General features: G+C 72.7%; 19 protein-coding genes. 8 read left to right on the top strand and 11 right to left on the bottom strand.

Annotated elements, in window-relative coordinates:
* Positions 1–62: 62 nt before the first annotated feature.
* Entirely contained in the window at positions 63–1,358 is a 1,296-nt protein-coding gene (locus IF29_RS0131005; protein WP_030261781.1) for an enolase C-terminal domain-like protein, read from the bottom strand.
* Between the two features lie 53 nt (positions 1,359–1,411).
* Complete coding sequence (locus IF29_RS0131000) at positions 1,412–2,581, bottom strand: LacI family DNA-binding transcriptional regulator (protein ID WP_051726254.1); 1,170 nt, start codon at positions 2,579–2,581, stop codon at positions 1,412–1,414.
* Positions 2,582–2,856: 275 nt separating this feature from the next.
* Between IF29_RS0131000 and IF29_RS0130995 the strand changes: the two genes are divergently transcribed.
* From IF29_RS0130995 to IF29_RS0130960, 8 genes are read left to right on the top strand one after another with little or no spacing between them, the layout of a single operon-like run.
* Positions 2,857–4,197, top strand: a complete 1,341-nt coding sequence (locus IF29_RS0130995; RefSeq protein ID WP_051726253.1) for an ABC transporter substrate-binding protein — start codon at positions 2,857–2,859, stop codon at positions 4,195–4,197.
* 7 nt (positions 4,198–4,204) lie between these two features.
* Positions 4,205–5,164, top strand: coding sequence for a carbohydrate ABC transporter permease (locus tag IF29_RS0130990; RefSeq protein WP_030261776.1), 960 nt, complete (start codon positions 4,205–4,207; stop codon positions 5,162–5,164).
* Positions 5,161–6,075: a carbohydrate ABC transporter permease gene (locus IF29_RS0130985; protein WP_084715257.1), complete on the top strand. Its 915-nt coding sequence runs from the start codon at positions 5,161–5,163 to the stop codon at positions 6,073–6,075. Before IF29_RS0130990 ends, IF29_RS0130985 begins: the two co-directional genes overlap by 4 nt.
* Positions 6,076–6,115: 40 nt before the next feature.
* Positions 6,116–6,997, top strand: a complete 882-nt coding sequence (locus IF29_RS0130980; RefSeq protein ID WP_030261773.1) for an NAD-dependent epimerase/dehydratase family protein — start codon at positions 6,116–6,118, stop codon at positions 6,995–6,997.
* Positions 6,994–7,662 (top strand): ThuA domain-containing protein, encoded by a 669-nt coding sequence (locus IF29_RS0130975; protein ID WP_030261771.1) that lies wholly within the window; start codon positions 6,994–6,996, stop codon positions 7,660–7,662. Before IF29_RS0130980 ends, IF29_RS0130975 begins: the two co-directional genes overlap by 4 nt.
* Positions 7,647–8,756: a Gfo/Idh/MocA family protein gene (locus IF29_RS0130970; RefSeq protein ID WP_030261770.1), complete on the top strand. Its 1,110-nt coding sequence runs from the start codon at positions 7,647–7,649 to the stop codon at positions 8,754–8,756. Before IF29_RS0130975 ends, IF29_RS0130970 begins: the two co-directional genes overlap by 16 nt.
* A gap of 38 nt (positions 8,757–8,794) precedes the next feature.
* The gene (locus IF29_RS0130965; protein WP_051726266.1) at positions 8,795–9,946 is read left to right on the top strand and encodes a Gfo/Idh/MocA family protein; all 1,152 of its coding nucleotides are present in this window, start codon (positions 8,795–8,797) and stop codon (positions 9,944–9,946) included.
* A gap of 40 nt (positions 9,947–9,986) precedes the next feature.
* Positions 9,987–10,994: a sugar phosphate isomerase/epimerase family protein gene (locus IF29_RS0130960; protein WP_030261766.1), complete on the top strand. Its 1,008-nt coding sequence runs from the start codon at positions 9,987–9,989 to the stop codon at positions 10,992–10,994.
* A 72-nt stretch (positions 10,995–11,066) separates the two neighbouring features.
* Here IF29_RS0130960 and IF29_RS0130955 read toward each other — a convergent pair whose 3' ends face one another.
* From IF29_RS0130955 to IF29_RS0130915, 9 genes are read right to left on the bottom strand one after another with little or no spacing between them, the layout of a single operon-like run.
* Positions 11,067–11,948, bottom strand: coding sequence for an NAD(P)-dependent oxidoreductase (locus IF29_RS0130955; protein WP_051726252.1), 882 nt, complete (start codon positions 11,946–11,948; stop codon positions 11,067–11,069).
* A complete protein-coding gene (locus tag IF29_RS0130950) occupies positions 11,945–12,841 on the bottom strand; it encodes a fumarylacetoacetate hydrolase family protein (protein WP_030261762.1) in 897 nt (298 codons plus the stop codon). The genes IF29_RS0130955 and IF29_RS0130950 overlap by 4 nt, the downstream gene beginning before the upstream one ends.
* Positions 12,838–14,547 carry a dihydroxy-acid dehydratase gene (locus IF29_RS0130945; RefSeq protein WP_030261761.1) on the bottom strand — a complete coding sequence of 570 codons (1,710 nt, stop codon included), beginning with the start codon at positions 14,545–14,547 and terminating at the stop codon, positions 12,838–12,840. Before IF29_RS0130945 ends, IF29_RS0130950 begins: the two co-directional genes overlap by 4 nt.
* Positions 14,544–15,347 (bottom strand): TIM barrel protein, encoded by an 804-nt coding sequence (locus IF29_RS0130940; RefSeq protein ID WP_030261760.1) that lies wholly within the window; start codon positions 15,345–15,347, stop codon positions 14,544–14,546. The genes IF29_RS0130945 and IF29_RS0130940 overlap by 4 nt, the downstream gene beginning before the upstream one ends.
* A complete protein-coding gene (locus IF29_RS0130935) occupies positions 15,344–16,978 on the bottom strand; it encodes an FAD-dependent monooxygenase (RefSeq protein WP_051726251.1) in 1,635 nt (544 codons plus the stop codon). Before IF29_RS0130935 ends, IF29_RS0130940 begins: the two co-directional genes overlap by 4 nt.
* Entirely contained in the window at positions 16,975–17,769 is a 795-nt protein-coding gene (locus tag IF29_RS0130930; RefSeq protein ID WP_051726250.1) for an ABC transporter ATP-binding protein, read from the bottom strand. The genes IF29_RS0130935 and IF29_RS0130930 overlap by 4 nt, the downstream gene beginning before the upstream one ends.
* Complete coding sequence (locus IF29_RS0130925; protein WP_030261754.1) at positions 17,766–19,586, bottom strand: branched-chain amino acid ABC transporter ATP-binding protein/permease; 1,821 nt, start codon at positions 19,584–19,586, stop codon at positions 17,766–17,768. The genes IF29_RS0130930 and IF29_RS0130925 overlap by 4 nt, the downstream gene beginning before the upstream one ends.
* The gene (locus IF29_RS0130920) at positions 19,583–20,467 is read right to left on the bottom strand and encodes a branched-chain amino acid ABC transporter permease (RefSeq protein WP_030261752.1); all 885 of its coding nucleotides are present in this window, start codon (positions 20,465–20,467) and stop codon (positions 19,583–19,585) included. The genes IF29_RS0130925 and IF29_RS0130920 overlap by 4 nt, the downstream gene beginning before the upstream one ends.
* On the bottom strand, positions 20,464–21,705 hold the full coding sequence (locus tag IF29_RS0130915) for an amino acid ABC transporter substrate-binding protein (RefSeq protein ID WP_084715253.1): 1,242 nt from the start codon (positions 21,703–21,705) through the stop codon (positions 20,464–20,466). The genes IF29_RS0130920 and IF29_RS0130915 overlap by 4 nt, the downstream gene beginning before the upstream one ends.
* Positions 21,706–21,769: the final 64 nt, after the last annotated feature.

The raw sequence follows: 21,769 nt of genomic DNA, 5'->3' as shown, positions 1-21,769 counted from the left end.
TCATCTGTTGGCCCAAGGACGATTGAAGTCGCCGCTGAATTCGGAAAGCGCCGCACGGCGACTCAGGGCGCCTCGAGACCGCCGTCAGGGCGGCGCACCTGGGTGGACCAGCGCTCGTGCAGGAACTTGACCGGCGGGTGGCGCAGCGCCGCCTTCTCGTCCAGGTCGACCCCCCAGCCGGGCTGTTCAGACGGCGTCAGGTAGCCGTCGCGGACCACCGGGGTGCCGGGGAAGACCTCGTGGGTGGCCTCGTTGTAGCTGTGCGACTCCTGGTAGCCGAAGGCCGGGGTGTTGACGTCGACGGCGAGGTTGGCCGCCACGCCCACCGGCGAGATGTCCCCGGGCGAGTGGAACGCCGTGCGCACGCCCAGGAGTTCGGCGAGGGCGACCAGTTTGCGGGTGGGGGTGAGACCGCCCACCGAGGAGGTGTGCAGCCGCAGCAGGTCCACTCCCCCGTCGCGGACCAGCCGCGCCGCGTCGGCCGCCGAGCCGAGCTGCTCGCCGACGGCGATCGGCACCGGGGAGGCCGCGCGCACCTCGGGCAGCCGGTCGTAGTACTCCGGCGGCACCACGTCCTCCAGGAAGGACAGCCGGTACGGCTCCAGCGCCCGGGCCAGTACCACCGCCTGCTTGGGCGTCAGCCGGCTGTGCACGTCGTGCATCAGGCTCACCTCGTCGCCCAGGCGCTCCCGGGCCGCGGCGAACAGCGCGGGGGTGGCGGCCAGGTAGTGGTTCACGTCCCAGCCGTCCGGGTGCGGCGAGCGCGGGTAGCCGTTCGGGGTGCCGGGGGCGCCGTAGGTGCCCAGGCCCGGACCGCCCACCTGGAGCCGGATGTGCCGGTAGCCCTCGGCGAGCAGCGCCTCGGCCTGCGCCAGGGTCTCGGCAACGGTGGCGCCGGCGGCGTGGGAGTAGACCTCCACCGCGGCCCGGCTGCGTCCGCCGAGCAACTCGTGCACCGGCATTCCGGCGCGCTTGCCGGCGATGTCCCACAGCGCCTGGTCGACGCCGGACAGTGCGTTGTTGAGCACCGGTCCGCCGCGCCAGTACGAGGAGTAGTGGATCATCCGGGTGATGTCCTCGATGTCGGCCGGGTGGCGCCCGACGACCAGTGGTCCGACGTGCTCCTCGACCGCGGCCACCACGGCCGCGTAGCGCTGGGTGAAGGTGGCGCAGCCGAGCCCGTACAGGCCGGGGTCGCTGGTGTCGACGCGGACGACCACCAGCGGGGTGCCCTCGGGCGCGGTGACGACGGCGCGTACCGCGGTGACCCGCAGGGCGTCGCGGGACGGCCACGGCGGCTGGGCCTGCGGGAGGCCGCCGGTGGCGTCGAGCAGTTGGTCGGCGTGGGATATGGACATGGTGGTGTCCTCCGGGTGGTGAGGCGGCGTCAGAGGTGGTGGGGCGGGCGCGTTCAGGGCGCCGTCGGCAGGGCGGGAAGGGCGGGCAGGGCGGGGCCGGGGCTGTCGGCGCTGAAGATCCGCAGATGGGCCTGGGCGGCCTGGCGGGTCTGCACGGTGACCGGGACCACCACCAGTTCGGGGCCGGTGGCGGGGGTGTCCGCGCTGATGCGCCGGTGCAGCAGCTCCATGGCCCGCCGGCCCATCTCCCGGGAGGGCAGCGAGACGGCCGCGGCGGTCAGCGGGAGCACGTCGAAGGGGCCGGCGTCGTCCATGCCGGCCAGGTCGACGTCGCCGGGGATCTCGAAGCCCAGCGCCAGCAGGTCCTGGGCGGCGCTGGCCAGCACGTACCCGTTGGCGCAGAGCAGCACGCTCGGCGGTTGGGGTCCGCGCAGCAGATCGGTCAGCAGCGCCTGGCGCTGTTGGGCGGACAGGCTCAGGAAGGGGCGGAGCACCGTCAGGTCGGGCCGCACGGTGATGTCGTGGCGGCGCAGGGCGTCGATGTGCCCGGCCAGGCGGTCCCGGACGCTGGTGACGGTGGTCTCGTCCCACAGCGTGGCCATGGTGCGGTGGCCGGAGCCGATCAGCGCCTCGGTGAGCTGACGACCTGCGCCGACGTTGTCGGCGACGACGGCGTCGGTGGCGAGGTCGGGGCGGTAGCGGTCGAGCAGCACCAGCGGGACGTCGCGGCCGAGGACCTCGGTGTAGGCCGAGTCGGGCGCGCTGTCCTGGGCGGGGTAGACGATGATGCCGTCGGCCCCGTGGTCGAGGGCGTCGAGCAGGGCCCGCTCCTCGCGCCGGGGGTCGCCCTCGCAGTGCGTGAGGTAGAGCCGGTAGCCCAGTTCCGCGCAGGTCGCCTCGATGCCGGCGAGCAGCTGTGAGACGTGCGGGCCCTGGAACTGCAGCACGCAGGAGATCGACCGCCCGCTGTCCTGGGCCCGGCGCACCGGGCGGTCGGCGACGAAGGTGCCGCTGCCGCGCCGGCGCACCACGTAGCCCTCGGTGGCCAGGTCGTTGAGTGCGCGCACGGCGGTGGCATGGCTGACCCCGAAGCGCTCGCAGATCTCCCGTTGGGTCACGAAGGGCACGCCGGGCGAGTACTCGCCGGACGCGATCGCGTCCAGGAGCTTGCGCTTGACCTGCTCGTACAGGGGGACGCGGGAGCTACCGTCTTCCGCTGCCATCCACGATCGACCTCCTCGGTGTCCGGTTCGGCTCGATCGCCCCCGGCTCCAACAGTGCCAAGTTAACCGGTCAAAACCTTAATTGACAGTCACTTGGTAGCACAAGCTCTTCTTGATCAGGCTATTGACATGTTAAATCTGACGCACCTAGGGTCTGGGGCACTCGACCTCGCCGGGAGGCCCGGAGCCCGACCGGCGTCACCGCCGGACCGGTGCATTTGGAGGAGAATATGGCCAACAGCCTTGGCAGAACCCGAATATGGGGTTCCTGCGCGATGGCCGCCGGACTGCTGTTCGGTACCGCGGCCTGTGGCAGCGGCTCGGCCGGCAGCAGCAGCGGTGCCGGCAGCACCATCCAGATGTGGACGTTCAAACAGACCCACGTCAAGGCCCTGGAAGCGGCCGCCGCCGCGTTCAAGCAGCAGACCGGCATCACCGTGCAGATCACCGCCTACACCCCCGACGACACCTACAGCAGCAAGATCCAGAGCGCCGCTGCCACCAGGAGCGTCGCCGACGTACTGGAGGTCCACGCCGGCGGCGAGGACTTCGTCTTCGGCGGCGCGGGCGTCCTGGCCGACCTTGCCCCCAGCGTGGACGCCGGCTGGAAGGACACCTTCCTCAAGGGAACCGCCGACACCGGCCTGGTCACCGACAGCGTGTACGCGTCCTCCCAGCAGCCGAAGTCCACCTGGCAGGGCGTGCAGAAGGGACAGCTGTTCAGCGTCCCCTTCACGGCCGGCACCTTCGGCATCGTCTTCGCCAACAAGAAGATGCTCACCGCCGCCGGACTGAACCCGGCCAAGCCGCCGACCACCTGGCAGCAGCTGATCACCTGGCTCAAGGCCACCAACCACGCCGCCCCGCAGACCGGCGGCATCACCATGGGCCTCAAGGACCCCTCCACCGCCTTCGACTGGCTGCTGCAGCCGATGGCCTACGCCGACCTCGGCAAGGCCAAGTACCAGGCGCTGTTCGGCAAGGACCCGGCGGCGAGCTGGTCCAGCCCGGCCGGCAAGCAGGTGCTCACCCAGTACGACCAGCTCACCCCGTACTGGACCGCCGGCAGCCAGACCCTCGGCATCGACGACGCCGACCGCGCCTTCGCCCAGGGCAAGTCCGCCTTCGACGTCGGCGGCACCTTCACCCTCTCCTCGATCCAGCAGGACGGCATGGACCCCGCCAACGTGGTGGCCTTCGGGCTTCCCCCGGTGCAGGGCGGAGCGGTCAGCGACCTCAAGCTCGCCCCGGTCGCCCTGACCGGCCTGGCGATCTCCGCGCAGAGCAAGCACCAGGACGCCGACCTGAAGTGGCTCCAGTTCCTGACCTCCCGTCAGCAGGCCGGCGACTTCGCCAAGGCCGCACTGGACCTGCCCGGAACCGACCTCGGCGCCGGCGCCGCAGCCGCCGTGGGACCGCACCTGGCCAGCCTGGAGAGCGTCTTCGGAGCAGCGGGACCGGACACCTACAACCCCCTGGACACCACGTTCATGGGCCCCACCTACGACCCCGCGCAGACCGGCAACGTCCTGGTGCAGATGTCACCGCTGAAGGGCCAGACCCCCGCCTCCGCCGCCGCCCGCCTGGGCGTCCTGATCGCCAGCACCTGGAAGTGACGGCGCCTTGGCCACCCCCGAGAACCTCGACACCACCGCCCGACCGCGCCGCCCCGCCACCCTGCGCTCGCAACGCGTCAAGGAAGCCCTGACCGGCTACGGCTTCGTCCTGCCCGCCGTGGCCCTGTTCGCCCTGATGGGCGTCTACACCATCATCTACGGGCTGCTGCTCAGCTTCGCCCGCTGGAACGGCTTCACCCCGCACTGGACCTGGGTCGGCGTCGGCAACTACCTGGACCTGCTCTACCGCGACCCGGTCATCGCACCGGTGGTGCAGAGCGCCGCCCTGCGCACCGTCGTGGTGATGGTCGCCGTACCCGCGCTCGCCGTCGCCATCGGCTTCCCGCTGGCGGTGCTGCTCAACAGCATCACCCGGCTGCGCGGCTTCTTCCGCACCGTCTTCTTCCTGCCCTACGTCACCGCCGGCATCGCCGTCTTCTACGCCTGGACCTACGTCCTGCAGCCCGACGGCTCGCTCAACTACGTACTGCGCCACCTGGGCCTGGGCACCCTGGCCCAACCGCAGGGCTTCCTGGGCAACCCCAGCACCGCACTGCCCACCCTGATCGTGGTGATGGCCTGGTCGGCGATCCCGGTCGCCATGCTGCTCTACCTCACCGGCCTGCAGAGCATCGACTCCTCGGTGCTGGACGCGGCCAGGACCGACGGCGCCGGCACCCTGCGCACCATGACCGCGGTGGTCTGGCCGCTGCTGCGCCCGATCACCGCCGCCGTGGTGATGCTCAACATGCGCGACGCGCTCCAGGGCTTCCAGATCTTCCTGGTGATGACCAACGGCGGCCCCGGCGGCCACACCACCGTCCTCGGCCTGGAGTCCTACAACCTGGCCTTCTTCTCCGGCCTGCGACCCACCCTCGGCCTGGCCAGCGCCCTTGGCTGGCTGCTCTTCGTGGTCGCGCTGATCCTGGCCGCGATCAACGTCCGAGTCCTGCGGAGCCGCACATGACCGCCCCGGCCGCCGTCGCCGCGCCCACCAAGCCCACCCCCGACCCCGACCGTGCCGACCGCCCCTCCCGGGCCCCCGGCAGCCACCCGGTGCAGCGCAACCTGGGCCGCACCGTCGCCTACGTCCTGCTGCTGCTCTACGCCGTGGTCAGCGCCTACCCGTTCGCCTGGATGGTCTCCGGCGCCTTCAAGGACAGCAAGGAGATCCTCTCCGGCGGCCACCTGATCCCGCACCGCCCCACCCTGTCCACCCTCGTCCAGACCTGGAACCAGCTGCACTTCCTGCGCTACTTCGGCAACAGCCTGATCATCACCGTCTGCACCACCGCCGGCGTGCTGCTGTTCTACTCCATGGCCGGATACGCCTTCGCCGTACTGCGCTTCCCCGGCCGCCGACTGCTCTACGGCGCCTTCGTCTCACTGCTGTTCGTCCCCGGCATCACCGTGCTGCTGCCACTGGTCATCCTGCAGAGCGACCTGGGCATCCTGGGCAGCCGGATCGGCCTGATCCTGCCGTTCATCAACGGCACCGCACCACTGTCGATCATGCTGCTCACCAACAGCTTCCGCGCGGTGCCCGGCGAACTGCGGGAGTCCGCACGCTGCGACGGCGCCGGCGAGCTGCGCACCTTCTGGTCGATCCACCTGCCCGCGGTACGACCCGCGCTGGTCACCATCGCCCTGCTCACCGCCATCCCCACCTGGAACGAGTACGTGCTGTCCCGGGTCTCGCTCAACGACCCCTCCAGCTACACCCTGCCGCTGGGCCTGCAGAACCTCAGCTCCTCGGCGTCCCCCCAGCAGAACGTGCTGATGGCCGCCTCACTGATCATCGTGGTGCCGGTGGTCGTCCTCTTCCTGCTGCTGCAGCGCTACTTCGTCAACGGCCTGGCCGGCGCGGTCAAGGGCTGACCCGGCCCCGACACCCGGGCCCCGAAAGGAACGCAGAAACGTGAGAGTCCTGGTCACCGGAGCCCGCGGAACGCTGGGCCGCGAGGTGGTCGCCCACCTGACCGCCCGCGGCTGGAGCGTCCGCGCCCACGACCGAACCCCGCCGCAGGACGCCGGGGCCGACCCGGCCGCCGGGGCCGCCGAGACCGCCTGCGGCGACCTGCTCGACCCCGAGCACGCACGCTCCGTCGTCACCGGTATGGACGCGGTGGTGCACGCCGCCGCGCTGCCCTCACCGACGTCCGGCACCGAGCAGGAGGTGTTCTCCAACAACGTCCTGGCCGCCTACCAGGTGCTCGACGCCGCCGGGCGGGCCGGGGTCCCACGGATCGTCTACGTCTCCAGCCTGTCCGCCCTGGGCATGGCCTGGTCCGCCCGGCACCGCCCGCCCACCGAGATCCCGGTGACGGAGCGTCACCCCTATCTCGCCGAGGACGTCTACGGCCTCTCCAAGCACCTCGGCGAACTGATCGCCGAGACCACCGCCAGGCGCTGGGGCAGCACCGTGGTCAGCCTGCGCTTCCCCTTCCTGGGCAGCGGCGACCGGTTGCGCGACCACCTGCGCTACGTCCAGGCCGACCCCGCCCTGGACCGGGGCGCGCTGTGGTCCTGGCTGGACACCCGCGACGCCGCACGGGGCATCGAGGCGGCGCTGATCCGGCCGCTGACCGGCCACCACCTGATCAACCTGGTGGCCCCGGACACCACCGCGACCCGGCCCACCCGCGAACTGCTCACCCGCTACCACCCGTCGGCCCCGCTGGACCACGCCCCGGACGGGTACGGCACCCCCTACGCCACCCACCTGGCCACGCAGTTGCTCGGATTCACCACCATTCACGGCTGGCGGCAGGACGCCGCCCGCCAGGAGGAGAAGGCATGACGACAACGCCACGGAAACAGGCCCTGGTCGTACGCGGCGGCTGGGAGGGCCATGTGCCCGTCGCCGCCTCCGACCGCTACGCACAGGCACTCAAGGAGGCGGACTACCAGGTCACCGTCTCGGACACGCTCGACTCCTACCTCGACCAGGAACTGCTGGCCGGCACCGACCTGGTGGTGCAGTGCTGGACCATGGGCGAGATCACCGGCCCGCAGGCGGCCGGCCTGTCCCGCGCGGTGCGGGCCGGCACCGGCTTCGCCGGCTGGCACGGCGGCATCGTCGACTCCTTCCGCGGCGAGACCGCCTACCAGCTGATGACGGGCGGTCAGTTCGTGCACCACCCCAGCGGGTTCGTCACCTACCGGGTGCGACCGGTCCCCGAGCGGGCGCACCACCCGGCGCTGGGCGGCATCACCGCCTTCACCATCACCACCGAGCAGTACTACCTGCACCTGGACCCCGCCAACGACGTACTGGCCGTCACCGACTTCGAGGACGACCCGGACAACCCCGGACTCGCGGGCACCGTCATGCCCGTCACCTGGACCCGCCGCTGGGGCGCGGGCCGGGTCTTCGTCACCACCCTCGGCCACAACCTGGCCGACCTCGAGACACCCCAGGTCGACACGATGATCAAGGAGGGCATGGCATGGGCGACCCGGTGAACCCGCTGCGCATCGGTCTGGTGGGAGCAGGCCAGATCAGCGGCGCGTACCTGAAGACCTTCCCCCAGCTGGACAACGTCCGGGTGACGGCCGTCGCCGACCTGGACCCCGCCCGGGCCGAGGCGACCGCCGACACCGTCCCCGGCGCCCGCGCGCTGACCCCCGCGGAACTGCTCGCGGCGCCCGACGTGGACCTGGTCCTCAACCTGACCATCCCGGCCGCTCACGCCGAGATCGCCCTGGCCGCCGTCGCCGCCGGCAAGCACGTCTACGGCGAGAAGCCGCTGGCCGCCGACACCACCGAGGCCCGGCAGGTGCTGGACGCCGCGGCCCGGGCCGGCGTCCGCGTCGGCTGCGCCCCGGACACCGTGCTGGGCACCGGGGTGCAGACCGCCCGGGCCCAGCTGGACGCCGGCGCCATCGGCCGGCCGGTCGCCGCCACCGCCTTCATGGTCACCCCCGGCCACGAACGCTGGCACCCGGCACCGGAGTTCTACTACCGGCCCGGCGGCGGCCCGCTGCTGGACATGGGCCCCTACTACCTGACCGCGCTGGTCACCATGCTCGGCCCGGTGCGGCGGGTGGTCGGCATGTCCGCCACCCCGCAGCCGACCCGCACCGTCGGCAGCGGCCCCAACGCCGGGACGAGCTTCCCGGTCCAGGTCGCCACCCATGTCACCGGCGTCCTGGAGCACGCCGACGGCGTGCTGTCCACGCTGATGATGAGCTTCGACATCTGGGCCGGACAGCTGCCCAGGATCGAGGTCTACGGTCTGGAGGGTTCCCTCTCGGTCCCCGACCCCAACGGCTTCGACGGCCAGGTGAGCCGCTTCCACGCGAGCCGGCAGGAGTGGACCCCGGTGCCCGAGTCGGGCGGCTACCGCGGCGCCTCGCGCGGCTACGGCGTCTCCGACCTGGCCCGCGCCCTCGCCACCGGCGGCCCGCACCGGGCCGACGGCGAACTCGCCTACCACGTGCTGGACGTGATGGAGTCGCTGCTCGCGGCGGCCGAGTCGGGACAGGCGGTGGAGGTGGGCAGCAGCTGCGCCCGACCCGCGGCCGTGCCGCTGGACGCCCGGCCGGAGGAGCAGTGAGTCCGACGGACGGTCAGAAAGCCCCCCTGCGCGTCGGCATGGTCGGCTACGCCTTCATGGGCACCGCCCACTCGCAGGCCTGGCGCAACGCGCCCCGCTTCTTCGACCTGCCGCTGCGGCCCGAACTCGCCGTGCTCTGCGGCCGCTCCGAACCGGCGGTACGGGCTGCCGCGCAGACCCAGGGCTGGTCCGACTGGGAGACCGACTGGAAGCGCCTGGTCGCCCGCGACGACATCGACGTCGTGGACATCTGCACCCCGGGCGACAGCCATGCGGAGATCGCCCTCGCGGCGCTGGCGGCCGGCAAGCACGTGCTCTGCGAGAAGCCGCTCGCCAACACCACCGAGCAGGCCCGGACCATGACGGCCGCCGCCACCGAGGCGTCCCGGCGCGGACAGCGCTCCATGGTGGGCTTCAACTACCGGCGCGTCCCCGCCCTGGCCCTGGCCCGGCAGCTGATCGCGGACGGCCGGCTGGGCACCGTGCACCAGGTGCGCGCCCAGTACCTGCAGGACTGGATCGTCGACCCGGACTTCCCGCTGGTCTGGCGGCTGCAGGCGGACCGGGCCGGCTCCGGCGCCCTCGGCGACCTGGGCGCGCACAGCATCGACCTGGCCCAGTACCTGACCGGTCGACAGATCGTGGGCGTCAGCGGGCTGCTGGAGACCATCGTGCCCGAGCGGCCGCTGCCGGAGGCGTCCAGCGGCCTGTCCGCCTCCGGCGGCAGCGGGCGCGGCGCGGTCACCGTGGACGACGCGGCCCTGTTCACCGCGCGCTTCGAGGGCGGCGCGATCGGCGTCTTCGAGGCCACCCGCTTCGCCACCGGGCACAAGAACGCGATGCGGATCGAGGTCAGCGGCTCACTGGGCAGCCTGTCCTTCGACTGCGAGTCCCTGAACGAACTCGCCTTCCACGACCGGGGCGAGGACCCGCGCACGGCCGGCTTCCGCCGGATCCTGGTCACCGAACCGACCCACCCCTACATGGACGCCTGGTGGCCGCCGGGCCACCTGATCGGCTACGAGCACAGCTTCACCCACCAGGTGAAGGACTTCGTCGAGGCCGTCGCCACCGGCACCGACCCCGCGCCGTCGTTCGCCGACGGGCTCCAGGTGCAGCGGGTGCTCGCCGCCGTCACCGACAGCGCCGCCGCCGACAGCGTCTGGACGGCCGTCCAGGACGGCAGTTGAACCGACCGACCCCCACCCGCAACGGAAAGGCATCGCGACCATGCCCCGACCCGTCACCCTCTTCACCGGCCAGTGGGCCGACCTCCCCCTCGAAGAAGTCTGCCGACTGGCCTCCGAGTGGGGCTACGACGGCCTGGAACTCGCCTGCTGGGGCGACCACTTCGACGTCCGCCGGGCACTGACCGACGACGCCTACCTGCCGTCGCTGCGCGCCACCCTGGACCGCTACGGCCTCCAGGTCTGGACCGTCTCCTGCCATCTGACCAGCCAGGCCGTCTGCGACCACCCGATCGACGAGCGCCACCGCGGCATCCTGCCCGACCGCATCTGGGGCGACGGCGAGCCCGAGGGCGTGCGGCAGCGGGCCGCCGAGGAGATCAAGGACACCGCGCGGGCCGCCGCCAGGTTCGGCGTCGACACCGTGGTCGGCTTCACCGGCTCGTCCATCTGGCACACCGTCGCCATGTTCCCCCCGGTGCCGCCGGAGATGATCGAGCGCGGGTTCGCCGACTTCGCCGAGCGCTGGAACCCGATCCTGGACGTCTTCGACGAGGTCGGCGTCCGCTACGCGCACGAGGTGCACCCCAGCGAGATCGCCTACGACTACTGGACCACCCAGCGCGCCCTGGACGCGATCGGCCACCGGCCCGCCTTCGGGCTCAACTTCGACCCGAGCCACTTCGTCTGGCAGGACCTCGACCCGGTCGGTTTCCTCTACGACTTCCGGGACCGCATCTACCACGTCGACTGCAAGGAGTCCGTCAAGCAGTTCAACGGCCGCAACGGCCGCCTGGGCTCGCACCTGCCCTGGGGCGACCCGCGGCGCGGCTGGGACTTCGTCTCCACCGGCCACGGCGACGTGCCGTGGGAGGCCTGCTTCCGGATGCTCAACTCCATCGGCTACGACGGGCCGATCTCGGTCGAGTGGGAGGACGCCGGCATGGACCGCCTGGTCGGCGCCCCCGCCGCACTCGCCCTGGTCCGCGAGCTCAGCAGGATCGAGCCCCCGGCAGCCTCCTTCGACGCCGCCTTCAGTCAGACCTCCTGAACCGGCAGCGGCAGCGGTCCCGAGCCCGGCATCCCCCGGCACGGGACCGCTGCTGCGGTGGTTCGAAGGAGGTCAGCCGCCGACCGCGGCGGCCAGTCCGGACAGATCGTGGCCGCCCAGGCCGAGGTCTCGGGCGCGGACGAACAGCGCCTGCGCCTCGGGGAGCAGCGCCAGCGGCATTCCGGCCTGGGCCGCCAGTTCGGCGGCCAGGCGCTGGGGTTCGAGCAGTCCGGCGAGGGTGGCCCCGGAGGGTTCGTGCGGGGCCCGGGTCAGCCGGGTCAGTGTTCGCTCAAGCATGGTGCTGGCGGCCCAGCCCGAGCCCAGGACCTCGCGGGCGACCTCCAGGTCCACCTCCCTTCGCTGTAGCAGCGCCACCGCCTCGGCGGCGGCCGCCACATGGCAGCTGACCAGCATCTGGTTGACCAGCTTCAGCTCCAAGCCGGCGCCCTGGCCGCCGACATGACGGATCCTCGACGCATACCCCGACAGCACCGCGGCGGCCTCGGCTAGCGCCGCCTCGGCGCCGCCGACCATGGTGGTCAGGGTTCCTGCCGCGGCACCTTCCGGGCCGCCGGTGACCGGTGCGTCCAGGAACCGGGCGCCGCGCGCCTCCAGGAACGCGCCGAGGTCCCGCGCCAGCTTCGGCGCGAAGGTGCCGTGCTCGACGAAGACCTGGCCGGGCCGGGCCGCCTCGGCGGCGCCGTCCGGTCCCAGGTAGGTCTGCTCGACAGCGGCCCCGTCGAGCAGGCAGCCCAGTACCAGGTCCGCGGCACCGGCCGCTTCGGCCGGGGTCGCGGCGACCTGTGCGCCGGCCGCGCGCAGCGCCTGCGCGCGGGCCGGGGTGCGGTTCCAGACCACGACGCGGTGACCTGCCGTCAGCAGCCTGCCGGCCATGGGTGCCCCCATCGCGCCCAGCCCCAGGAAGGCGACGGTGCGCGGTGCGCCGGCCGTCATGGTGCCACGATCGGGTTGTCGGTGCGGCCCAGCCCCTCCACCGACATGCTGATCCGGTCGCCGGGCTGCAGGAAGCGCGGGGGCTCCATCTTCGCGCCCACGCCGGCCGGGGTGCCGGTGATCAGGATGTCGCCGGGGCGCAGCCGGAACACCGCGCTGACGCTCTCGACCAGTCCGGCCACGTCCACGACCATGTCGTCGGTGTTGCCGTCCTGGCGCAGCTCGTCGTTGACCCACATCCGGACCCGCAGGTCCTGCGGGTCGGCGACCTCGTCGGCGGTCAGCAGCCAGGGTCCGCAGGGGCTGGAGCCGTCGAAGCCCTTGGCCCGGCCCATCTGGACGTGCATCCACGGTTCGCCGGGCGGCAGGATCTGGTCACGGGCCGTCATGTCCTGGATGTTCATGTAGCCGGCGACGTGCTCCAGGGCCCGCTCGCGCGGGATGTGCCGTCCGGCGCGGCCGATGACCACGCCCATCTCGGCCTCGTAGTCCAGTTCGGCGGTGACGGCGGGCCTGACGACCGGGTCGTGCGGGCCGATGACGTTGCTGGTGGGCTTGGGCACGATGATCGGCTGCTGCGGCGGCTTGCCGCCGTTCATCCCCGCCATCTCAGCGACGTGGGCGTGGAAGTTGCCGCCGATGACCACCAGGGTGGGCGGTTCGGGCACCGGCGGTCCGAGCCGTACCGCGTCCAGCGCGATCCGGTCGGCGGTCGGGTCGGCGAGCAGCTCGGCGATCAGCGGGCGCAGCTGCGGCAGCAGGCCGAGGACGGCGTTCATGCCGGCGCCGGGGATGCCGAGGTCGGCCAGCAGCGGTGCCAGCGGGACGACGGCGTCGCCGTCCAGGACACCGGGCTGCTCGGCGCGGGCGGGGCCGAAGCTGACGAGTTTCATGGGGTCTCCTCCGGGGTGGCGTGCAGGAAGTCGAAGTCGCAGCCCTCGTCGGCCTGGCCGACGTGGTCGGCGTACAGCCGGCGGTAGCCGCGGGCGGGGCGGGGGGCGGTGGCCGGCGGGGTGTCGCGGGCCCGCCGGTCCAGGGTGTCGGGGTCCACCAGCAGGTCCAGGGTCCCGGCGGGGACGTCCAGGCGGATCGGGTCGCCGTCGCGCACCAGGGCGAGCGGGCCGCCGACCGCGGCCTCCGGGGTGACGTGGAGGACCACGGTGCCGGCGGCGGTTCCGCTCATCCGGGCGTCGGAGACCCGCACCATGTCGCGGACCCCGGCCCGGTAGAGCTTGGCGGGGATGGGCAGTCCGCCGACCTCGGCCATGCCGGGTCCGCCGATCGGGCCGGCCCCGCGCAGCACCAGCACGGTGTCGGCGGTGACCGGGAGGTCGGGGTCGTCGATGCGGGCCCGCAGGTCGGCCAGGCCGTCGAAGACCAGGGCGGGTCCGGTGTGCCGCAGCAGCCGGGGCGAGGCGGCGCTGCGCTTGATGACGGCGCTGCGGGGCGCCAGGCTGCCGTGCAGCACGGCGATCGCCCCGTGCGGGTGCACCGGGTCGGCTGCGGGACGCAGCGCGCGGCCGGGTCCTGGCGCGGTCCCGGCGGCGACCTCGCGCCAGTTGCTGCCGTCGGCGGTGGGGCGGTCCAGGTGCAGCAGGGGGCCCAGTTCGCGGACCACGGCCGGTACTCCGCCCTCGTCGTGCAGATCGGCCAGGGTGTGCGGGCCGTTGGGGCGGACCTGGCCCAGGGTGGGGGTGGTCCGGCTGGCTTCCCGCAGGTGACGGGTGCTCAGCCGCACCCCGGCGCGGCCGGCCAGGGCCTGCAGGTGGATGACGGCGTTGGTGGATCCGCCGGTGGCGCAGACCAGCCGCCAGGCGTCGGTCAGCGCCTCGCGGGTGACCAGCCGGCTGGGCAGGACCGGGTCGCGGGCGAGTTCCACGGCTCGCGCCCCGGCCTGCTCGGCGGAGGCCAGCCGCTGCGGGCTGCCGGCCGGCAGCAGGCTGCTGCCCGGTGGGGCGAAGCCCAGGATCTCCGCGATCATCGCCAGGGTGACCGCGGTGCCCATGACGTTGCAGACGCCCGGGCCGGGGCTGATGCAGCCCTCGACCTCGTGCCAGGCCCGGTCGTCGAGCAGGCCGCTGCGGCGTTCGTCGGCGATCCGCCAGGAGTCGTCGATGGTCAGCTCGCCGCCCCGCCAGCGGCCGGCCGGCCGGGGGCCGGTGGTCAGCGAGAGGGCGGGCTTGTCGGCGCTGAGCGCCCCCATGAGCTGGGCGGCGACGGTCTTGTCGCAGCCGCCGAGCAGGACCACGGCGTCGATCGGGCTGGCGCTGATCATCTCTTCGACGTCCATCGCCATCAGGTTGCGCAGCAGCATCGTGGTGGGGTGGATCAGCGACTCGGCCAGCGAGATGGTGGGGAACTCCAGCGCGATGCCGCCGGCCGCCGCGACGCCGCGCTTGACCGCCTCGGCCATCGGCCGGGTGGGCAGGTTGCAGGGGTTGAGCTCGCTCCAGCTGGTCGCGATGCCGATCACCGGGCGCCTGCGGACCTGGTCGCTGGTCAGGCCGCCGGAGCGGAGGAAGGACCGGGCGGCGAACCCCGCGTCGCCGTCCAGGCGGGAGCTGTCGGTCTGATCCTGGATCACCTGGTCCTGGGTCATGCCGGGCCCCCGGTGGCGGCGGTGCGGCGGTGCGGTGCGGGTGGCACGGTCGGCTCCTCGGCGGGGTGGGGGAAGTGCTCCAGGCCGATCCAGCCGTCGTAGCCGAGGCGTTCGATCGCGTCGAGGAGTTCGGGGAAGGGGATGCGGCCGGTGCCGGGGCGGCCGCGGCCGGGCCAGTCGGCGATCTGGATGTGCCCGATGCAGTCCTCGGCGTCGCGCAGCACGGCGAGCAGGTCGCTCTCCTCCTGGAACAGGTGGTACGCGTCGAACAGCAGCCGCAGCGACCCGGGCCGGTCCAGGCGGTCGATCAGCGCGCGGGCGTCGTCCACCCCGCGCAGCAGCGGCGAGCGGCGGTCGGCCGCGTTGAGCGGTTCCAGCAGCAGCAGCGGGTCGCCCTCGCGCAGGGTGGTCAGCGCCCAGGCCAGGTTGGCGTGGGCGGTGGCCAGCTGGTGCTCGCGGGAGGAGCCGGCCAGGCGGCCCCCGGCCAGGACGTTGATCGCCCCGGCGCGGATGCGGCGGGCGAAGGCCAGCGTCTGCCGGAAGTCCTCGCGCCACCAGGCCGCGGCGGCGGGGTTGCCCAGCTGTCCGAAGTCGTCCGCGTAGGGGCCCTCGGCGGTGTTGACGCAGGCGACCTCCAGGGCCAGCCGGTCCAACTCCAGGGCCAGGACCTCGCGCTGGTCGGCCGGCGGGGCCCAGAGCTCCACGCAGCCGAATCCGTCCCCGGCGGCCCGGGCCGGACGGCTCGGCCAGGGCACCGCCCCGTACAGGGTGTTCAGGTGGGCGCTGTAGCGCAGGGTCATCGCCGCCCGCCGGCGGCTGCGGGGCGGGCGGCGTTCAGGTGGAGCGCGCTGAGGGCGGAGTGCAGGGTGCCGACGGTGTCCTCGGGCAGCGTGGTCGCGCGCCAGGCGACATGGCCGTCCGGGCGGACCAGCACGGCGCCGGTGGCGCTGATCCCGTAGGCGGCGTGCAGGTCGGCCGCGGCATCGCGGAGCCGGCCGTGGCCGACGGCCAGGGTCCGCAGCCAGGCCCCGGCGGCGGCCTGTTGCTCCGCAGCGTCCTGCCAGGCTCCGCCGTGACCCCCCGTCAGCAGGGTGAAGGCGTCGTCGAACAGGTCCAGCGTGGAGCCTCCGTCCCGCAGCGGCACGGCCGGGGCGCGGTGCCCGGGCCGGGCGGTGGGGGTGTAGTGCTCGGGGACGAACGCCGGGGCCGGGTCGGGTTCGGGGACCAGGGCGCCGTGCCGGTAGCCGAAGCCGAGGTCCTGGCCCAGCGCGCTGACGTGGCCGCCCTGGGCGTCCAGGAGTTCGCGGCTGCGGACGGTGTCCCCCTCGGCCAGGGCCCGGCGGATCGCCGGGAACCGCTTGCCGTTGTCCAGGCTCCAGGCGAGGTTCGCCTCGGCGACGGGTCGGCGCTCGGCGTCGTAGCTGTCCAGCAGTGCGGCGTCGGCGTGTCCGGCCAGCACGAAGGCGAGTTTCCAGGCCAGGTTGTGGACGTCCTGGATGCCGCTGTTCATACCCATGCCGCCGGTGGGCGGCAGGACGTGGGCGGCGTCCCCGGCGAGGAAGACCCGTCCCTCGCGGTAGCGGTCGGCGTTCATGGCGCTGACCCGGAAGGTCGCGATGTCGCGGATCTCCACGGCCAGGTCGGGGTCCCCGACCGCGCCGCGGATGGCGGCCAGGGCCTGTTCGGGCGTCTGGTCGGCGGGCCGGTCCTGGCCGGGGGGCAGGGCGATCAGGGTGATCCAGCGGCGGTGGCCGTCGACGGAGGCGATCTGGACGTGCTGCCCGGTGTCGGCGCCGGTGACGAACTGGATGCAGGGCCGGTGCGCGGCGTAGCGGTCCAGGTCGCCGTGCCAGTAGACGCTCTGCCACCAGGACACGACCGGCTCCCCGGTCATCGGGATGCCCAGGTCGGCGCGGATCCGGGAGCCGACGCCGTCGGCGGCGACCAGGTACCGGGCGGTCAGCGTGGTCCCGTCGTCCAGGGCGACCCGGACCTGCTGCGCGGTCTGGGTGACCGGTCCGGCGGTGACTCCGGTGCGCAGCTCGATCAGGGGTTCGGCGCGGGCGCGGCGCAGCAGGGCGTCGTGGACCGCGTCCTGGGCCACCCGGCAGCTGGTGGTGGGGCTGCCGTCGAACGTGCGGGGTTCCAGTTCGGGGGTGCGGGCGAGCTCGTGTCCGGCCAGGGTGTCGCAGTAGATGAAGCGCAGCGCCTCGGGTGGCAGGGCGTGGGCGCGCAGTTCGTCCTCCAGGCCCCACTGGCGGAACAGTTCCATGGTGCGGACCCGTACGCCGCGGGCCTTGGGGTGCTCGAAGGTGCCGGTGGAGCGCTCGACGACGGTGGTGCGCACCCCGAACCGGGCCAGGGCGACGGCCGCGCTGAGGCCGACCGGTCCGGCGCCGACGATGGCGACTGGGGGGTGGGTCGCGGTCACAGGTGGGCGTCCTCTCGCTGCGGGTCGGTGCCGGGTCCGGTACCGGTCCCGGGTTCGGGTTCGGCCGGGTCCGCCGGGGGTGCGGAGGATCCGAAGAACATGGCGGCCATGTCCGGGCGGGCCAGCAGCGCCTCGGAGCTGTCGGCGAGCAGCACCCGGCCGCGCTCCATGACCACGCCGTGCGAGGCGAGCCTGAGTCCGAACCGCACGTTCTGTTCCACCATCAGCACGGTGGTGCCCAGGTCGCGCATCATCCGGGTGCTGTCGAAGACCAGCGCGCTGGCCTTGGGGTCCAGGCCCAGGGTGGGTTCGTCCAGCAGCACCATCCGCGGTTCCAGCACCAGCGCCCTGGCGAACTCGACGATGCGGCGCTGGCCGCCGGAGAGGTTGGCGGCCTTCTCGTCCGCGCGCTCGCGCACGATCGGGAAGACCTCTTCGAGTTCGGCGATGCGGCGGCGCAGCCGGGCCTTGTCGCGGCGGATCAGGTAGCCGCCCAGCAGCATGTTGTCACGCACCGTCAGGTCGGCGAAGAGGCCGTTGTGCTGGGGCACCTGGACGATGCCGGCGCTGATGACGGCGGCCGGGCTGTGCCCGTGGATGGCGGACCCGGCCAGCCTGATCTCGCCCTCGCGGGGGTGGATCTGGCCGCTGATGGCGCGCAGCACGGTGGATTTGCCGGCTCCGTTGGGGCCCACGATGCAGGTGATGGTGCCGGGTCGGACCGAGAGGTCCAGCCCCTGCAGGACGTCCCCGCCGCCGTATCCGGCGACGACGGAATGCATCTCGATCATGCTGTGCCTCCGGCGGTGGCGGCGTCCAGGGCGAAGTCCGCGCCGAGGTAGGCCTCGCGGACCTGCTCATCGGCGCTGATGTCGTCGGGGGCGCCGTGGGCGATGACGGTGCCGCGGGACAGCACGACGACCGGGTCGGACAGGGAGAGCACGAAGTTCATGTCGTGCTCGACGATGAGGAAGGTCTGCCCGGCCCGGTTGAGCGCCTGGATCAGCGCGGCCATGCGCCGGATCAGGGTGGGGTTGATGCCGGCGCAGGGTTCGTCCAGCAGGATCAGCTGCGGTTCCAGCATCAGGACCTGGGCCAGTTCGACGAGTTTGCGCTGCCCGTAGGACAGGTCGGTGGCGCGGGCGGTGAGGTAGTCGCCCAGGCCGACGAACTCCAGCAGTTCGGTGGCGCGGGCGGCCTCGGCGCCGGAGACGGCGCTGCGCAGCAGGTTGCCGGGGCGGAACTCGCCGCAGGCCGCGGCGACGTTCTGCAGCACCGTCAGGCTGGGGAACAGCCGCGGCAGTTGGTAGGTGCGGCCGATGCCGGCGAAGGTCCGCCGGGTGGGCCCGAGCTGGTCGATGCGCCGTCCGTCGAAGTCGATCCGGCCCGCGGTGACCGGGTAGGTGCCGTCGACCAGGTTGAACACGGTGGTCTTGCCGGAGCCGTTGGGGCCGATCAGCGCGGTGATCGAGCCGCGGGTGACCTCGAAGCCGCAGTCGTCCACGGCGACCAGTCCGCCGAAGCGCCGGCTCACCCCGGTCAGCCGCAGCAGGGCGGTGTCCTCCGTCTGCGCCCGGGGTCGCATCACCGGGGTGGCCGGCAGTTCGGCGTCGGCCAGCCGTCGCCCGACCGGGCTGGTGGCGCCGCGGGTGCGGCGTCGGCGCAGCCATTCGGCGGCCTGCGGCAGGATGCCGCGCGGCAGCAGCAGGGTGACGGCCAGCAGCAGGCCGCCGAAGAAGACCAGCCGCAGCGCGCCCGCGTCCGAGCCGCCCAGGTGCGAGTTGGTGACCTCGGAGAGCGGTTCCAGGATGAACGCCCCCAGGACCGGTCCCCACACCGTGCCGCGGCCGCCCATCAGCGCGGCCAGCACCGCCTCGACGCTGAGCACGATGTCGAACATCGCGCCGGGGTCCAGGAAGGAGACGTAGTAGCCGTAGACCGCACCGGCCACGCCGACCAGCACCGCGCTGGCCATGAACGCCAGGGACTTGTAGGCGGGGGTGCTGATGCCGATGCCGGCGGCCTTGTCCTCGTCGTCGCGGATGGCCACCAGGCCGATGCCGAGCTTGGTGCGGGCGATGCCGGCGGCCAGGGCGACGGCCAGCACCAGCAGTCCGAGCAGGGTGTAGTAGAAGGGCCAGTCCTGGATGTCCACGCCCCAGGTGGGCAGCGGCATCAGCAGCCCCTTGCTGCCGCCGGTGACCGAGGTCCAGTTGCGGACGGTCAGGCCGAGCAGTTCCAGCAGGGCGAAGGTGACGATCACGAAGGCCGGGCCGCGGGTGCGCCGGGTCACCACCGACAGCAGCAGGGCGACCAGGGCCGCTGCCACGCCGCCGAGCGGGGCGACCAGGAACGGGGAGACGCCCCAGTGCGCCGAGGCGACCCCGGCGGTGTAGGCGCCGATGCCGATGAAGGCGCTGTGGCCCAGGGAGACGTAGCCGGTGTACCCGGCCATCGTGTTCCAGCCGCTGGCCAGCACCGCCAACACGAACGTCATGATCAGCATGTTCTGGTAGTAGATGTCGCCGGTCAGCGGCACCAGGGCCAGCAGCAGCACGCCCAGGGCGGGTGCGCCCCGGCGCAGCAGGCGGCGGTTGCGCGCGGTCATGCCCGGGCTCCTTCGCGTCGCAGGGTGATGCCGAACAGGCCCTGGGGGCGCAGCAGCAGGATGGCCAGGATGAGCATGTAGGGCACGGCGGTGGTCCAGCGTACGTCCCAGTAGGTGGAGGTCAGAGCCTCGCCGAGGCCCAGGACCACGGCTCCGGCGAGCGCTCCGGGCAGGCTGCCCAGGCCGCCGAGGACGACCACGCACAGCACCCGGCCGATCCAGATGTCCTGCGAGTCGGGCAGGAACTGGTAGAGGACGGACAGGGCCGCGCCGCCGAAGCCGGTGGTGGCCGCGCCCAGCGCGAACATCTGCGCCATGGCCCGCTCCACGTCGATGCCGACCAGTTCCGCGCCGCCGCGGCTGGAGGCGCAGGCCCGGATCGCGCGTCCCAGGAAGGTGCCGCGCAGCAGCGCGTACAGGCCGCCGAGGACGACCAGTGCGCCGATGCACGCGTACAGCTGCGCCTTGGGGACGCTCAGGGAGCCGAGGTGGAAGGAGGTGTTGAAGTAGGAGGGGGTGGCGCTGCGGTCGGAGGTGCCGAAGACCAGCGCGATGACGCCCTCCCCGGCGACCGCGACGGCGAAGGTGGCGACCAGGGTCAGCCCCGGGTCCACCCGCTGCACCCGGGCGACCACGCCCTTGTAGAGCAGCCAGCCGATGCCGTACAGGGCGGCCGAGGACAGGACGCCGAGCAGCAGCGGGTCCAGGCCGGTCCGCTGCCACATCCACCAGGACAGGTAGGCGCCGGTGATCAGCAGGCAGCCCTGGGCCAGGTTGATCACGTCCATCACGCCGAAGATCAGCGTGAAGCCGGAGGACATCAGGGCGTAGACGCCGCCGATCAGGCAGCCGAAGATCAGGGTCTGCAGCAGCAGGGTCACTGGGACCACCCGGGCTTGGCCCATTCGATCTGCTTGCTGGTGGCCTCGGCGGCCGGGGCGACGATCTGCAGCTTGCCGTTCTGCCACTGCGCGAGCAGCAGCGAGCCCTTGGGCTTGCCGGCGGCGTCCCAGGACAGCGGGCCGACGATGGTGGACACGGTGTTCTTGTGCAGCCAGTCGGCGATCGCGCTCTGGTCGAGTCTGCCGACCGCGGTCACCGCGGCGGCCAGGACCTGTCCGGCGGTGTAGGAGTTGGCGGCGTCGTCGGAGGGGACGGTGCTGTACTTCGCCTTGTAGGCGGACACGAAGGCGCCGTTGCCCGGGGTGGGGGCGTCCGGGCTGTAGGCGAGGGCGGTGAGCACGCCCTCGGTGTTCCTGGTCCCCACCGCGTCCGGGTAGCTGGTGTCGGACGGCGAGTTGGTCTGGAACAGGGTCTTGGGGGTGAAGCCCACCTTCTGGAAGGAGCGGATCAGCGAGACCCCGTCCTCGGCCAGCGCGCCCTGGACCACCAGGTCCGGGGCGGCCTGCTTGATGGCGTTGGCGATGGCGTCGAAGTTGGAGGTGTCCGGCGCGTAGGTGGAGTCGTAGACCGACTTCACGCCCAGCTTGGCCAGCTGGTCCTTGAACAGCTTGGTGGCCTCGGAGGTGTTGGGGTCGTCCTGGGTGACGAAGGCGGCGGTGCGGGGGCGCTGGGCCGCGGGCAGGGCGGCGATCTGGGCCACGAACTGGTCCGGCAGGTTCTGGGTGGTGGCCGGCTGGGCGAAGAACAGGTAGTTGAAGTTCCGCGCGAAGATCGAGTCGGCGCCGCCGGAGGGCTCGATGTAGACGTACTTGTTGCGCTCGGCGACCTCGGCCACCGGCAGGTTCAGGAACGAGGAGAAGGTGCCCAGCAGCAGGTCCACGTGCTGCTGGCCGATCAGCTTGTTGTAGTCGGAGATGGCGGTGCTCTGGGTGAAGCCGTCGTCCAGGACCACCAGCTTGACCTTGCGGCCGAGCAGTCCGCCGTGGGCGTTGAGCTGGTCGGCCCAGAGCTGGTAGCCCTGGTAGCCGCTCTTGGAGTTGTCGGCGACGGCGCCGCTGAGCGGCAGGGACATGCCGATGGTGATGGTCCCCGAGCCGGAGCCGGCGTGGCTGGTCGAGCTCGCCCCACAGCCGGCGGCGGCCAGCAGCAGGGGGACTCCCAGGCACAGGGCGAGGCGGGGTCTGCGGCGCAGAGGGGCGTGAGCGGTGGGACGCATGCGCGGCTCTCCTGATCGTCTTCGTTGAGCGATCGTCAGTGGGATCTCAGAGATATATCACTGG

The organism is Streptacidiphilus jeojiense, assembly GCF_000719095.1.
GTDB lineage: Bacteria > Actinomycetota > Actinomycetes > Streptomycetales > Streptomycetaceae > Streptacidiphilus > Streptacidiphilus jeojiensis.
Note: the sequence above shows the minus strand (reverse complement) of the source record. Positions and strands in the feature narration are given on the sequence as shown.